Genomic DNA, 14,375 nt, shown 5'->3' on the forward strand with positions numbered 1-14,375 from the left:
GCCGCCGAATCCGCTGCCGGGTCCGGCATCGCGTTCCGGGGCGGTCCGGCTGCGGTCAGAGCCTCGGGTCGACGGGCTCCGACTCCAGGGCGAGCACCGCGAACACCGTCTCGTGGACCCGCCACAGCGGCTCGCCCTCGGCCAGCCGGTCCAGGGCCTCGAGACCCAGTGCGTACTCACGGAGCGCCAGCGACCGCTTGTGGCCCAGGAACCGGGAGCGCAGCCGCTCCAGATTTTCCGGACGCGTGTACTCGGGGCCGTAGATGATCCGGAGGTACTCCCGGCCGCGCACCTTGATGCCCGGCTGGACCAGCCTGCCCTTCTCGTCCCGCACGAGCGCGGCAAGGGGTTTGACGACCATGCCTTCGCCACCGCGGCCGGTCATCTCCAGCCACCAGTCGATGCCGGCACGGACCGACGCCTCGTCGCCGGTGTCCACGACGAGCCGACGGGTGACCTGGAGCAGGCCGGTGGGGTCGTGCTCCACCAGCCGGTCCACCCAGGCCAGCTGCTCGTCATGCGGTACGGAGGCCAGTGAGCGCCCCTGAACGGCGAGGATCTGGAAGGGGGCGATCCGCACCCCGTCCAGGCCTTCGGTGGGCCAGCAGTAGCGCCGGTAGGCCTCGGTGAACGCCGCGGCGTCGGCCGTCCGGTCCTGCTGGCGGGCGGCCAGGTCGGCGACGTCCACCCCGCGGGCCGCCGCTGCCGCGAGTGCCGCGTCGACCTCGGGGAGTACGGCACCGGACGCGGCGCCGACCGCCGCGTACTGCGAGCGCAGCAGCCCGCCCGCCTTGAGGGACCAGGGCATCAGCTCGGCGTCGAGCAGCACCCAGTCGGTGTCCCACTCCTCCCAGAGTCCGGCGGCGGCGACGGCCGTGCGCAGTCTGCCGAGGATCTCCTCGGTCACGGCGGCGTCGTCGAGGAACGGCCGTCCGGTGCGGGTGTGCAGCGCTCCGGTCGGGCCCTCGACCCCGAACCGCTCGCGGGCCGCGTCCGCGTCACGGCAGACCAGGGCCACCGCCCGCGAGCCCATGTGCTTCTCCTCGCACACGACCTGGGCGACCCCGTCGGCCCGGTACTGCGCGAAGGCTTCGGCAGGGTGCTCCAGGAAGCCCTCCTCGTGGGAGGTCGCGGTGGGCGCCATCGTCGGCGGGAGGTAGCCGAGCAGCCGCGGGTCGACGGCGAACCGGCTCATCACTTCGAGCGCCGCCGCGGCGTTCTCCTCGCGCACCGAGATGCGGCCCATGTGCCGGGTCTCCACGATCCGTCGGCCCTGCACATCGGCCAGGTCGAGCGGGCGCCCCTCGCGGCCCCCGGGAGCCTCGGTGACGAGCGGTTTCGCGGGCTCGTACCAGACCTTCTCGGCCGGTACGTCGACGAGTTCGCGCTCCGGCCAGCGCAGCGCCGTCATCTTCCCGCCGAAGACCGCGCCCGTGTCCAGGCAGAGGGTGTTGTTGACCCAGGAGGTGCTGGGCACGGGGGTGTGGCCGTAGACCACGGCGGCGCGGCCGCGGTAGTCCTCCGCCCACGGGTAGCGCACCGGCAGGCCGAACTCGTCGGTCTCGCCGGTGGTGTCCCCGTACAGCGCGTGCGAGCGGACCCGTCCGGACGTGCGCCCGTGGTACTTCTCGGGCAGCCCGGCGTGGCAGACGACCAGCTTCCCGTCGTCCAGCACGTAGTGGCTGACGAGCCCGTCGATGAACTCCCGTACCTGCTCGCGGAAGGCCGGGTCCCTGGCGTCCTCACGGTCCAGCTGCTCGATGGTCTCGGCGAGCCCATGGGTGTGCTGGACCTGGCGGCCCTTGAGGTAGCGGCCGAGCTTGTTCTCGTGGTTCCCCGGCACGCACAGGGCGTTCCCCGCCGCGACCATGGACATGACGCGCCGCAGCACGCCGGGGCTGTCGGGGCCGCGGTCCACGAGGTCGCCGACGAAGACCGCCGTGCGCCCTTCCGGGTGCGCGCCGTCGACGTAACCGAGCTTGCCGAGCAGGGTCTCCAGCTCCGAGCTGCAGCCGTGGATGTCCCCGATGATGTCGAACGGCCCGGTGAGATGACGCAGGTCGTTGTAGCGGCGCTCCAGCACCACGTCGGCGTGGTCGACCTCCTCCTCGGTGCGCAGGATGTGCACCTTGCGGAACCCTTCGCGCTCCAGGCCGCGCAGCGAGCGGCGCAGCTCGCGGCGGTGGCGCTGGACGACGTGGCGGGGCATGTCGGCGCGGTCGGGCCGGGTGGCGTTGCGCGCCTGGCAGACCTCTTCGGGCAGGTCGAGGACGATCGCGATGGGCAGCACGTCGTGGGTCCGGGCCAGCTGCACCAGCTGCCTGCGGCTCTCGGCCTGGACGTTGGTGGCGTCGACGACGGTCAGCCGTCCGGCGGCGAGCCGCTTGCCCGCGATGTAGTGCAGGACGTCGAAGGCGTCACCGCTCGCGCTCTGGTCGTTCTCGTCGTCGGCGACGAGGCCGCGGCAGAAGTCCGAGGAGATGACCTCGGTGGGCTTGAAGTGCTTGCGCGCGAACGTGGACTTGCCGGAACCGCTGGCCCCGATGAGCACGACGAGGGAGAGGTCGGTCACCGGCAGCGTGCGGTGCACGTCGGTGCTCTTCTCGGTGTCGTTGTCGGTCATGCTGCCTTCGCCTCCTTCTTCTTCGTGTCGTCCTCGGCGGTCTTCGTGAACACGGCCAGCTGTGTGGGCGGCCCCACCTCGGGGTCGTCGGGGCCCACCGGCACGAAGCCGACTCGGTATCCGTGCCGCTGCGCCACTTCCTGCGCCCAGCCCCGGAACTCGGCCCTGGTCCATTCGAAGCGGTGGTCGCCGTGGCGCACGTGCCCGGCGGGGAGGCTCTCCCAGCGGACGTTGTACTCCACGTTCGGCGTCGTCACGAGCACCGTCTGCGGCCGGGCCGAGCCGAACACCGCGTACTCCAGCGCGGGCAGCCTCGGCAGGTCGAGGTGCTCGATGACCTCGCTGAGCACGGCCGCGTCATACCCGCCCAGCTGCTTGTCGGTGTACGTGAGCGAGCCCTGCCGCAGCGTGACGCGGCCGGCCTGCCGCTCGCCCATCCGGTCCAGCTTCAGCCGGCGCGAGGCGATGGTCAGGGCACGCATCGAGACGTCGACGCCGACGATCTCCGTGAAGCGCACGTCCTTCAGCAGCGCCTGAACCAACTGTCCCTGTCCGCAGCCAAGGTCCAGCACCCGGCTCGCCCCGGCGGCCCGCAGCGCCTCCAGGATCGCTTCGCGCCGCTGCTCGGCGAGCGGGACCGGCTTCTCCTCGGTGTCCGTCGTCTCGTCCACGGCGTTGTCGACGGACTCCACCGCCAGGTCGTCCAGCTCGGCGAGCCGCACCAGTTCGAGCCGTTCCATCGCCTGCCGGGTCAGCCCCCAGCGCCGGGAGAGATAGCGGCTGGTGATCAGCTTCTGCTCCGGGTGGTCGGCCAGCCAGCCGTCACCGGCCCGCAGCAGCTTGTCCACCTCGTCGGGCGCGACCCAGTAGTGCTTGGCGTCGTCGAGCACCGGCAGCAGGACGTACAGCTGCCGCAGCGCGTCCGCGAGCCGCAACTCGCCTTCCAGCACCAGTCGTACGTACCGCGAGTCGCCCCACTCCGGGAACTGCTCGTCCAGCGGTACGGCCACCGCGTCCACGCTCGTCCAGCCGAGCGGACCGAAGAGCTTCGTCACGAGCTCCGCGCCACCGCGCGCCGGGAGCGCGGGCACCTCGATCCTGAGCGGCAGGGGCGCCGCCGCGCGCTCGGGCAGGGCCCGGCACACACCGTTCAGAGCGGACTTGAAGACGGTGCTCATCGCGACGGAGAGCAGCGAGGACGCCGCGTACGGCCGGTCGTTGACGTACTGCGCGAGCGCCGCGTCGGGTGCGCCGCCGCGGCCCTTGCCCTTGCCCTTGCGCACCAGCGCCACGGGATCCACCTGCAGCAGCAGGGCGGCCGTGCAGCGCTCGGCGGATGCCTCGGGATAGAAGACATGCGCGGTGCCGTGGGAGGTGGAGAACGCCTGCGCCTTCTCGGGATGCTTGTGCAGCAGGAAGCCGAGGTCGGTCGCGGGGCGCTCAGGGGTGCCGGTCGTACTGATGGTCAGGAACACACGTCCGAGTATGGTCTGGATCACTCGCCCCCCACCAGGCATTTTCGTCGTGTCTATGGTTCTGTCGCCCCTCCCGTCCCACGGTCCGTGCCAGGCGCCGACCCGCTCCCCGACCCCCGCGCCGTCCGTCCCGACGCAATCAGCCCGGCCAGTTCCGCGATCGGTCCGGGACCGACCCGGCAGCAGCCGCCGACCAGCCGGGCACCGGCCTCCTGCCAGCCCCGCACCCGGCGGGGGTCGAACGTGGCACCGCCGGTCCACCCCCGGCCCTCGGCGTCCCACCGCTCCCCGCTGTTCGGGTAGACGACGACCGGCTTCCCGGTCACCTCGGCCGCCGTCACCACCGCCCGGTCCGCGTCCGCCGGATCGCAGCAGTTCACCCCCACGGCCACCACCCGGTCGTGCCCGGCGGCGATCCCGAACGCCGTCTCCAGCGGCTGCCCCGCCCGGGTCCGGTCCCCCGCCACGCTGTACGAGAGCCAGACCGGCAGCCCGTAGTCGTCGGCCACCCGCAGCAGCGCCTCCGCCTCGTCGGTGTCCGGCACCGTCTCCAGCGCCAGCACATCGGGGCCGGCGGCGGCCAGCGCCTCGATCCGGGGCCGGTGGAATCGCTCCAGCTCCCGCACCGAGAGCCCGTACCGCCCGCGGTACTCGCTGCCGTCCGCGAGCATCGCCCCGTACGGGCCGACGGAGCCCGCGACCCAGACCTCCCGGTCCGTCGCCGCACCGGCCCGCCGGGCCAGCTCCACGCTGCGGGCGAAGAGCTCCGTCGCCCGGGCCCGGCCGATCCCCCGCCGCGCGAACCCCTCGTACGTCGCCTGGTAGCCGGAGGTGATGAGCACCTGGGCACCCGCCCGCACATACGCCCGGTGCGCGGCCTCGATCTGCCGTGGCTCGTCGACCAGCAACCGGGCCGACCACAGTTCGTCGGACAGGTCGCAGCCCTGCGCCTCCAGTTGGTTGGAGAGACCGCCGTCGAGGAGGACCACTCCGTCGGCGAGCGCGGCGGCCAGCGGGCGGGCGGGTTGCACAGCTGCTCACTTCCCTCTGGATCGACCGACCGCCTGCACACGTGTGTGCGTCGATCGCGGCGATACGGGCCTCGTCGGCCGGGGACCGCAGGAGGACCGGTTCCTACGACAGCCGGACGCGGTCGCCACCGGGGCGTCCTGCAGGTCGGTGACGAGGGCGCGCAGGCGTGTGTATGACCCACGGTAGCGGTCCTCCTCCAGGCAGCGAGGTGATCGCGGAGAAACGGCCTGAGTACCGTGCCCTCCGCACGCCGCGATGCGTGTGAGACAGCGGTTGAAGGCGAGCCCGTGGGTACACCACGGGCATGATGGACGCATGGATCTTCGTGTCTTCACAGAACCGCAGCAAGGGGCGACCTACGAGACGCTGCTCCGCGTCGCCAAAGCGGCCGAGGAACTCAACTACGGAGCCTTCTTCCGCTCGGATCACTATCTGCACATGGGAGCCGTGGACGGCCTCCCAGGACCTACTGACGCCTGGATCACGCTTGCCGGTCTCGCGCGCGAGACGACGAGGATCCGCCTCGGGACCCTCATGACCGCCGGAACCTTCCGCCTCCCCGGTGTCCTCGCGATCCAGGTTGCGCAGGTCGACCAGATGTCCGGCGGACGGGTGGAACTGGGTCTCGGCTCCGGCTGGTACGCGGAAGAGCATGCGGCCTACGGGATCCCGTTTCCCAAGGAGAAGTTCGGACGCCTGGAGGAGCAGCTCGCGGTCGTCACCGGGCTGTGGAACACCCCCGTCGGCGAGCGATTCAATTACGACGGGATGTACTACCAGCTTTCGGACTCCCCCGCGCTGCCCAAGCCGGTGCAGGCCAGGGTGCCGGTCCTGATCGGCGGTCACGGAGCCAAGAAGACACCCGCTCTTGCCGCTCAGTACGCCGACGAGTTCAACATTCCATTCGCGTCCCTTGCCGACACGGAGCGGCAGTTCGCGCGCGTGCGTGCGGCGGCTGAAGACCGCGGGCGCAGGGCGGACGACCTCGTCTACTCCAACGCCCTCGTCGCCTGTGTCGGCAGGACCGACGCGGAGGTGAAGCGCCGGGCGGAAGCCATCGGCCGCAACGTCGACGAGCTCAAGGCCAACGGTCTGGCCGGGTCTCCCGCGGAGGTCGTCGAGCGCATCTCGGCGTTCCGGGCCGTCGGCTCACAGCGGATGTACCTGCAGATGCTGGACCTTGACGACCTGGACCACTTGGAATTGATCGCGTCCGACGTGATGCCGCAACTCTCGTAGCGAGCCACGGCGGAAAGTCGTGGGGCCTGTTGACCGACGCGGCCGGCCGACACGGTCGTTGCCTCAACCTGCAGATGAGTGCGCCGGCCGACCTGTGACGGCTGGTATTCGGCCGCGGGGGCAGTCCGCTGTTCGCGCTGCCCCCGCCCCGGAATCCGGCGGCGCATACGCCGCGCCGCCGCGGTCGCCTTCGCCGCCTCCGCCCTTACCCTGGTCGCCGCCTGTGGAGACGGTGCCGCGGACGGCAAGGCTGCCAGAGCGGCGACGTCTTGCGCCACAGATCGGCCGCGTAGCCGTCGATCCGCGTCTGGTACTCGTACGCCATCGCGCCGGACGGGTATGTGGCCGGGTTGCAGTAGTCGGTCGGATTGAACGACGACCACGACTTCGTGGTCTCCGCGTCCCACTGGCGCAGCGGGTAGCCGGTCTTCTGGTCGTAGCAGTACGCGGTCTTGGCGCCGTTGGCTTCCTCGAGATACGTGACGTTGTTGTCCGCGTCCCACGCGAGCTTTGTTGCCTGCGACTTGGCGTTGGTGAGCTGCACCGGGCGTCCAAGGTCGTCCGTCACGTAGTCCGTCACGTAGTCCGTGGCGTGCGACTCGGCGTCGGTGGCCTTGGTGTCGGTGAACTTCGTGTTGGCGGCGTTCGCCTTTCAGCTGAGCAGCGCACCTGGCAGGTGTGACACCTGGTGTCCCTGATGCGCTGAGGTAAGCAGACGATGGCCGAATGAGTAGGGACGGGACGGAAGTTGAACACGAGGAAAAGAGCGACAGTCGCCAGAGCCGGCTCGGGCAGACGGCGGCTGAGGCATCGTCGCTGGCGGACGATCGGGGTGCCGTCACTGGCGACGGCCGTGCTCGGGTCCGGGGCGCTGGCCGCCCTGGCCATCGCCACCACCGACCGGCACGACTCGAGGACCGAGGCCCGGCCCACCGCGGTTCACACCCTGGCCCTTGAGGGCTCCTCGCCCACGGCACGCGCACGGCAGCAGACCGCCACCCATCCGTTCTCGATGGTCGGGATCAGCTGGCCGTCGGCCAAGGCCCGGCTCGCGGCCCGGGTGGAGATACGCAACCGTAGTACCGCCGACGGTCAGTGGAGCGGCTGGCGTTCCCTCGAAGTCGCCGACACGCCACCGGACCTGGGTCGCGACGGCTCCGGTCAGGGGCTGCGCGGCACCACCGAGCCGCTGTGGGTCGGCCCGTCCGACGGCATCGAGGCGCGCGTGGCCGGCAAGCGGATACTGCCCGCCGCCCTGCGCCTGGAGCTGGTCGACCCCGGCGCCACCGGCCCCAGCGACGGTGGGGCGGAATCCGCCGCGCACGCCGAACCGGCTGCGTTCACCGCCGAGTCCACCAGCCCGTCACCGTCCGCTTCGCCCACGTCCGTCACCGGCCCGCGCTGCCTGAACGGCCTTGCCGCGCCCCCGGCCACCCCGTCCACCGGCCCGGTAGCCAAGCCCGCGATCATCTCCCGCGCCCAATGGGGCGCTGACGAGTCCATGGTGCAGTGCCCGACCGTCTACAGCCCCACGGTCAAAGCGGTCGTCGTCCACCATGAGGCCGGCAACAACACCTACAGCTGCGCCCAGTCCGCCGCGATGCTCCGCTCCATCCAGGCGTACCACGTCAAGACGCAGGGCTGGGGCGACATCGGCTACAACTTCGTCGTCGACAAGTGCGGCCAGATCTTCGAAGGCAGCAAGGGCGGTGTCGGCCTGCCGGTCAAGGCCCGCCACACTCTGGGCTTCAACCCCGACACGGTCGGCATCTCGCTGCTGGGCAACATGGAGACCGCCAAGCCGTCGCAGGCCGCCCTGACCGCGATCACCCGCATCGCCGGCTGGAAACTCGGCCTTCACGGCGCCGACCCGCAATCCACGACCACGCTGACCGCCGAATTCGACAACGGCCGTTACACCGCGGGCCAGCAGGTCACCGCCGAGCGCATCACCAGTCACCAGGACCTCATGAGCACCGCCTGCCCCGGCGGCAACCTGCACGACCAGCTCCCGGCCCTGCGCAGCCTGGCCACCACGCCGACTGCCTCCGCCTCCCCCGCCACCGCCGACCTGGGCCGCGACGGAGTGAGCGACCTCGTCGCGGGCCTGCCGAAGGGCTCCAGTGGCGGCCAGGTCGCCGTGGTCCCGGGTGCTCTGACAGGTCCCAACTCCGCAGCCAGGAAACTGATGTCGCAGTCCAGCACCGGCGTGCCCGGCACGGGCGAGTCCGGGGACCAGTGGGGCACCGCCACCGCCATGGGTGACGTCAACGGCGATGGCTACGCCGACCTCGTCGTCGGCGCGCCCGGCGAGGACGACACCTCCGGTCACGCCGACCGGGGCGCAGTCACCGTCCTCAACGGCCCGGGCCTCAGCACCGGATCCACGTTCACCACGGCGGGTGTCACTGCCGCCGGGGCCAGGCGGGGAGCCGCAGTCACCACCGGCGACTTCAACGCCGACGGCAAGGCCGACGTCTTCGCCGCAGGCACCGGCAACGGCGGCACCTGGAACACACACCTCACCGGTGCCGCCACCCAATACGGCACCCTGACCGCCGCCACCGGGTCGCTCGCCTACGAGGACGCCGCGTCCGGCGACTTCAACGCCGACGGGTACGCGGACGTCGCGCTCAACTACCGCGACAGCACCGGCGTCGGCCGCGTCGTCTGGTTCAAGGGCGGGTCGGGCGGGCTCACCAAGGTGGGCGTCCTGTCCGTGAAGGGCGGACGCTCCATCGCCGCGGGCGACATCAACGGCAACGGCGTCGCCGATGTCGTCATCGGCCGGCCCTCCACCACCGAGTCCGGTGCGACCGCCGGCGGCGAGGTCACCGCGGTCTACGGCACCGCGGGGACGGGCCTGTCCTCCACCGGCACCACGAGCATCTCCCAGGCCACGTCCGGTGTGCCGGGCGCTGCCGAGTCCGGCGACGCGATGGGCGCCTCGGTCTCCGTCGGCGACTACAACAACGACGGCTACGCCGATGTCCTGGCCGGTGTCCCGAACGAGGACATCACTCGCAGCGGTATCAACCGCTCCAACGCGGGTACGGCCCTGCTTCTCAAGGGCACCTCCGCCGGCCTCTCCGGCACCGGCGCCATCGCCGTCTCGCAGGACACCTCCGGCATCCCCGGATCCACCGAGACCGACGACAAGCTCGGCTCCGCGGTTTCCCTGACCGACCTGTCCGGCTACGGCCACGCCGACCTGGTCATCGGCGCCGAGGGCGAAGACACGGGCAACGGCGCGCTCCTCTACATCCCGAGCAACAGCACCGGTCTGGGCGTGTCGACGTCCGTCAACTACGGCAAGACCCAACTCGGCACCGCGACCGGCGTCCGCCTGGGAGCGAACCTGACGCACTGAGCACCAGGGTGCCGACTGACAGTCCGGCTCAATGGGTGGGCGCGGCATGTACCGTGCCCACCCGTTGCGTTGTGCCGTTCAAAGGTCAAAGCTTCCTGTGCTGGTGCAACCCAGAGCGGTTCGGGGCCAGACCCGTGCTGTCACGGCGGGCCCGCCGCCGAGCCCGCCGGTCCACGCACCGCACCGTACGCACCGTCCCGCTCCCGCTGCCGGCCCTGCTCGCGGTCCTGCTCGGCGAGGAGCCGGAGCATCCCGTGCACCCGGTCCAGCGCCTCGTCGGCCGCGTCGATCGCCTCGATGCACTGCCAGTAGAGGCTCTCCTCGCCGGTGTCACAGGCCACCGCGACGAGAGCCATCCCCATCTCCCCCAGCAGCGCACCAAGACCGGTCAGGGCAGCCCGGGGATCGGCGATCTCGGCAAGCTGCGCGGCCCGCGCCGCGCCGGTCCGCACCACCGGATGGTCCGGCGCCACGCCGCCACTTCCCCCGATCTCGCCGAGCCGCCGTGCCTCGCCCCGCAGCACCTTCGGCCCGTGGGCCGCCAGCCGCTCGCCGATCGCCTGGGCGAGCGCCTGGACCTGCCACGCCTCCGCCATGATGGACGGCGCGCCCCGGCTCTGCGCCAGGGCCCGCCGGCTTACCTCTATGAGCCGCTCCGCTTCCATGCGTCGCCCCCGTCCGAACGAAAACCCGCTCACCTCATCCATTACCCACAGTGAGGGGAGAGGTATCGAAAAGCCAGGGGATTTCGGAAATCTGTGGACACGAAGTTGATTGTGAAGAAGTCGATCACTCCGAAGAGTGACGATCTTGAGACTCTGGGGGCTTCGGAACCGGGAAGCGTGCCTCGTTCCTGTCGATCTTATCCGCCAGCGCCGCCAGCGCATCGATGCCCAGCACCTCGCAGAACTGCAGCAGATACGCGAGCACATCCGCGACTTCGTCCGCCACCCGATGCGCCGTCTCGGGCTTCTCCATCACCCGCGCGGACTGCTCCGGCGTCAGCCACTGGAAGATCTCGACCAGTTCGGACGCCTCGACGCTGAGCGCCGCCGCGAGGTTCTTCGGGGTGTGGTATTGCTCCCAGTCACGGGCGGCCGCGAACGCGGCGAGCCGTCGCTGCAGTGTCTGTACATCGAGTCCGTTCACGGTCCCAGGTCTACCACCGTCGCACCAGCCGTCCCGCGGGCCCGTGCGGCGGCCGCCCCCGCGGCCGCCCCCACCAGCCTGAGGTGCCCGGTCGAGCCGACCGACGCGGCCAGGGCCAGCAGTTCCGCCACCTGTCGTCCGTCCAGGTCCCGGTCGAGCCCGTCGGCCAGAACGGTGAGCGTCTGCATGGCCGACGGCACCTCTGCCACGGCGTCCATGGCGAGCACGCCGGGGCCGGTGAGCAGGACCAGGGCGAGCGCCAGATACCTCAACTCGCCGTCGCCGAGCCGCCCGACCGGGGTGAGGTGCCCGCCGTCGCGCTGCACCACGGCGCGCAGCAATCCGTCCGGGAGCCGCTCGACGCCCAGCCCCCTCACCGTCCCCGCGCATCCGGCAGCGGCCGCCGCGACCAGCCGGGCATGCCGCTGTCCGCACTGGGTGTGTGTCCGTTCCAGTACCGCCGCGAGGTTGTCGCAGTCCCGGCGCAGCCGGCCCTCCCCGCTGGGCACCGGCGCCCGCATCCGCTGCGGCTGCGGTTCGCACACGAAGACGGACCGCAGGGCCACGACCATCTGTTCGGCGGCGGCGAGGACCCGTAACTGTCCCTCGGTCGTGCCTGCGACCCGCAGCGGCAGCAGCGCCGTGCCGAGCACGTCGTCCGGCAGCGGCGCCCGGGTCACCGGGACGGCGCCGGCCGTGTGCCAGGCCGCCTGGACCGTCGAGCCCCGGGGGTCGCGCAGCGCGGTGGTCAGCAGCTTCTCGCCGCCGCCGGTCAGCCGTTCACCGACGATCCGCAGGGAGGGCTCGGCCTGCACGGCGACGTCGAGCCGGACCGGCCCTGCCGGGCCGGTCGCCGTGCAGCCGATCCGGAAGCCTCGGCGGCCCTGGGCGTCGGGACCGGTCCGTTCGGGCACGTACGCCGCCGGATCCGGGAACACCTCGTCGAGCGGGTCCCCCGCTCCCAGCCGGGCCAGTGCCTCGTACGCCCGCAGCGCGCTGGACTTGCCACTGCCACCGGCCCCGGTGAACAGAGTGAGCGGGCCCACCGGAAGGACGGCGCCACGGTGCGAGGCGAAGGCGGAGAGCCGCAGTTCGGTGACGACGGGGCCGGCGGAACGGGCCGCCCCGGTTCGGGGAGGCTCGGTTCGGACAGCCTCGGTTCGGACAGCCTCGGTTCGGACTTCTCGGGCGGCTGATGCCCCTGGGGTCGCCCGCGGGTTTTCCGGGCTGCGTGCAGTCATGAGCGGACCGTACGCACGCCGGCGACCGGCGAACCGTTCCGCCCGCACGACCTTCCTACGATCGGGGGACGCCCGCCGCCGTGACCCCCTCGACCTCGATGCCGACCGGCGACAGAAGAAACACGTTCCGGTCGACGCGGTGCATTCCGCTGCCGAGCCCGAAGACCACACCGCTGGTGAAGTCCAGGATCCGCTTGGCCACATCGGTCTCGGCACTGGTCAGATCGAGCAGCACGGGAATCTGTGCGACCAGATACTCGGCCACCTCGCGCGCGTCCGCGAAGACCTGCACGCGCAGCACGACCATGCGGCGCTGTTCGGCGGTCTCGTGGTCGTCGGGGACCGCGCGGTGGTCGACCCGCGACGGCCATTCGTTGCGGCTGCGCAGCGGTACGACCTGCGCCAGACCCTCCCACTGCTCGTCCGTGACGTCGTACCTGTCGTACCTGCTCACCGGACCACCCCGTCTGCGCTTCGGTCGGCGTTGCGCCGGCTGCACTCGCTGTTCATCGGGCAATTCTCGCGCCCCTCACCCGTTCGGCGTACCACCGACACGGGTCAGCGGCTGATCGACACCTTCTTCGGTGCCGAAAGCGCCGCGTCGCCGGTCACGTCGAGCGGGGTGAAACGGACCGGGAGATGCACCAGCGCGCGGTGGAACGGACCGGGTCGCCACATCAGTTCGCCCGGGCAGCGTTCTGGGAGCGGAGCACGGTCACCACGGCGGTGACGACGGCAATCAACGCCACGATCCATGCCAGGCCGTCACCGTATTCCTGTGGTCGGGCCGGACCCGCCCGGGCGGGAGGAGATCCGGGTGTCATCCCTCGAGGTCTGCCGCCCCACGGGACTGCTCCACCTCTCGTGCGACGACGGCGACATCGGTCATCACCTGAAGCACACTGGGCAGTTCGGAGCCGTCGAGGTGCCGGTACTCGCTGCCGATCGTCACCACGAGGCGTTCGGCCAGGCCGAGTTCGGGGTGGCGTCCCTCGGCGATCACCCGGCGGGCCGCCTCCAGGGCGGGCACCCCGGCCGCGTGGAGGGCATGGGCACGTTCCCGTACGTACTCGAGGTAGCCGATGTGTGCGCGCACGCCCGCCGGGTCGAGGACCGGACCGTGGCCCGGGACGATGGTCTCGGCACCGGTGGCGAGCACCTGTTCGCAGGCGGCGATCACCTGGGAGAGGGGCCCCGCCCAGTGCACCGGGTGGTCGCCCGGCTGCTCCGGGGTGGCGGCGAAGATGACGTCGCCGCTGAACACGGTGCGCTGGGCGGGCAGGTGGACGATGAGGTCGCCCGTGGTGTGGGCGGGGGGCAGGGCCGTCACCTGGACCGGGTACTCCCCCAGGGTCAGTTCGAGCTCGCCGGTGAAGTAGGTGGTCGGCTGCACGGGTTCCGTCCGTGACCAGTCGAACGGGCCGAAGTGGCGCTTGAGGTACTCACCGAGCGCGGTGGCCGGATCGCTGCCCTGGACGAGGGCGTGCTGCTGCTTCGGGGTGGGTTCGTAGTGAATGTGTTCCCGGGCCTCGCGGGTCGCGATGATCTCCGCGTCCGGCAGTACGCCCGCGCCCCAGAAGTGGTCCCCGTTGGCGTGGGTGACGATCACCCGGTCGATGGCGGCGCCGTCGGACAGCCGCTTCGTGGACTCCGCCAGGAACTGGCCGGCGAGCACGGGATCGTACGGGGTGTCGATCCAGATCGCGCCACGCGATGACGTCAGGAGACCGCAGTTTGCGAGGCCCCAGCCCCGTTTGGGCGGGAGCCACGCGTAGAGGTCCCGGCCCAGTTCGACGAAGTCTCCGCCCGTGATCGACATGGACGCGATTATGCCGACCGCGATCCGGCATCGCGTTCGAACGCGGCCACCGAGAGATCTGTTTGGCGCAAAACCACTGTCCGCTCGCGCCGATTGCGGTGCGACGGTGACGGTACGGGACCGGGCCGCCTCACCGCCGTACGACATCTTCCGGACGTTCAGCCTCATTTCACCCGACGGCGTCACGCTTCGCGGCCATGACCGATCGAGCGGCCGCCAAACAGGAAAGGGCCGATTACCCACCGAGAATGACTGAAAACAGACACGGAGGGACCTCCGGCGACGGTGCCTGACAGCACTGTCACCGGAGGTCCTCACAGCTTCCGGCCGGGTGCCGGTAGGCCGCCGCCTCCTCCAGGTCCAGCCGCCGCAGCAGGTTCCGCAGCATCTCGTCGTCGATCCGGCGCTCGTCCCGCAGCCTGACGAA

At 71.2% G+C, this 14,375-nt stretch carries 12 protein-coding genes; 3 read left to right on the forward strand and 9 right to left on the reverse strand.

From position 1 onward, the window contains the following. Positions 1–55 precede the first annotated feature (55 nt). From AB0N06_RS22580 to mmuM, 3 genes are read right to left on the reverse strand one after another with little or no spacing between them, the layout of a single operon-like run. Positions 56–2,623 (reverse strand): polynucleotide kinase-phosphatase, encoded by a 2,568-nt coding sequence (locus AB0N06_RS22580; RefSeq protein ID WP_366136474.1) that lies wholly within the window; start codon positions 2,621–2,623, stop codon positions 56–58. Further along, positions 2,620–4,098: a 3' terminal RNA ribose 2'-O-methyltransferase Hen1 gene (locus tag AB0N06_RS22585; RefSeq protein WP_366136475.1), complete on the reverse strand. Its 1,479-nt coding sequence runs from the start codon at positions 4,096–4,098 to the stop codon at positions 2,620–2,622. The genes AB0N06_RS22580 and AB0N06_RS22585 overlap by 4 nt, the downstream gene beginning before the upstream one ends. 53 nt (positions 4,099–4,151) lie before the next feature. Beyond that, positions 4,152–5,129 (reverse strand): homocysteine S-methyltransferase, encoded by a 978-nt coding sequence (gene mmuM, locus AB0N06_RS22590; protein WP_366136477.1) that lies wholly within the window; start codon positions 5,127–5,129, stop codon positions 4,152–4,154. A 316-nt stretch (positions 5,130–5,445) separates the two neighbouring features. Between mmuM and AB0N06_RS22595 the strand changes: the two genes are divergently transcribed. Then, a complete protein-coding gene (locus AB0N06_RS22595; RefSeq protein ID WP_366136479.1) occupies positions 5,446–6,369 on the forward strand; it encodes an LLM class F420-dependent oxidoreductase in 924 nt (307 codons plus the stop codon). Between the two features lie 205 nt (positions 6,370–6,574). On the opposite strand, the gene AB0N06_RS22600 is transcribed toward AB0N06_RS22595, so the two are convergent. Next, complete coding sequence (locus tag AB0N06_RS22600; protein WP_366136480.1) at positions 6,575–6,949, reverse strand: hypothetical protein; 375 nt, start codon at positions 6,947–6,949, stop codon at positions 6,575–6,577. Positions 6,950–7,201: 252 nt separating this feature from the next. On the opposite strand from AB0N06_RS22600, the gene AB0N06_RS22605 reads away from it, so the two are divergent. Continuing rightward, positions 7,202–9,739 carry an FG-GAP-like repeat-containing protein gene (locus tag AB0N06_RS22605; RefSeq protein ID WP_366136481.1) on the forward strand — a complete coding sequence of 846 codons (2,538 nt, stop codon included), beginning with the start codon at positions 7,202–7,204 and terminating at the stop codon, positions 9,737–9,739. A gap of 140 nt (positions 9,740–9,879) precedes the next feature. Here AB0N06_RS22605 and AB0N06_RS22610 read toward each other — a convergent pair whose 3' ends face one another. From AB0N06_RS22610 to AB0N06_RS22630, 5 genes are all read right to left on the reverse strand, one after another. After that, positions 9,880–10,404 carry a DUF6099 family protein gene (locus AB0N06_RS22610; RefSeq protein WP_366136482.1) on the reverse strand — a complete coding sequence of 175 codons (525 nt, stop codon included), beginning with the start codon at positions 10,402–10,404 and terminating at the stop codon, positions 9,880–9,882. Between the two features lie 124 nt (positions 10,405–10,528). Next, positions 10,529–10,888, reverse strand: a complete 360-nt coding sequence (locus AB0N06_RS22615; protein ID WP_366136483.1) for a nucleotide pyrophosphohydrolase — start codon at positions 10,886–10,888, stop codon at positions 10,529–10,531. Next, positions 10,885–12,177, reverse strand: coding sequence for an ATP-binding protein (locus AB0N06_RS22620; RefSeq protein WP_366136484.1), 1,293 nt, complete (start codon positions 12,175–12,177; stop codon positions 10,885–10,887). Before AB0N06_RS22620 ends, AB0N06_RS22615 begins: the two co-directional genes overlap by 4 nt. A 7-nt stretch (positions 12,178–12,184) precedes the next feature. Next, positions 12,185–12,583 (reverse strand): cell division protein SepF, encoded by a 399-nt coding sequence (sepF, locus tag AB0N06_RS22625; RefSeq protein WP_366136485.1) that lies wholly within the window; start codon positions 12,581–12,583, stop codon positions 12,185–12,187. A 366-nt stretch (positions 12,584–12,949) separates the two neighbouring features. Next, the gene (locus AB0N06_RS22630; RefSeq protein ID WP_366136486.1) at positions 12,950–13,948 is read right to left on the reverse strand and encodes an MBL fold metallo-hydrolase; all 999 of its coding nucleotides are present in this window, start codon (positions 13,946–13,948) and stop codon (positions 12,950–12,952) included. Between AB0N06_RS22630 and AB0N06_RS22635 the strand changes: the two genes are divergently transcribed. Next, the gene (locus tag AB0N06_RS22635; protein ID WP_366136487.1) at positions 13,938–14,204 is read left to right on the forward strand and encodes a hypothetical protein; all 267 of its coding nucleotides are present in this window, start codon (positions 13,938–13,940) and stop codon (positions 14,202–14,204) included. The genes AB0N06_RS22630 and AB0N06_RS22635 overlap by 11 nt on opposite strands. The last annotated feature ends 171 nt before the right edge of the window (positions 14,205–14,375 follow it).

It is taken from the genome of Streptomyces sp. NPDC051020 (genome assembly GCF_040683105.1).
In the GTDB taxonomy this organism is placed as follows: Bacteria; Actinomycetota; Actinomycetes; order Streptomycetales; family Streptomycetaceae; genus Streptomyces.

Coding starts and splice junctions, on each gene's coding strand:
- AB0N06_RS22580 (WP_366136474.1), bottom strand. CDS start 2,623: ATGACCGACAACGACACCGAGAAGAGCACCGACGTGCACCGCACGCTG.
- AB0N06_RS22595 (WP_366136479.1), top strand. CDS start 5,446: ATGGATCTTCGTGTCTTCACAGAACCGCAGCAAGGGGCGACCTACGAG.
- AB0N06_RS22610 (WP_366136482.1), bottom strand. CDS start 10,404: ATGGAAGCGGAGCGGCTCATAGAGGTAAGCCGGCGGGCCCTGGCGCAG.
- AB0N06_RS22630 (WP_366136486.1), bottom strand. CDS start 13,948: ATGTCGATCACGGGCGGAGACTTCGTCGAACTGGGCCGGGACCTCTAC.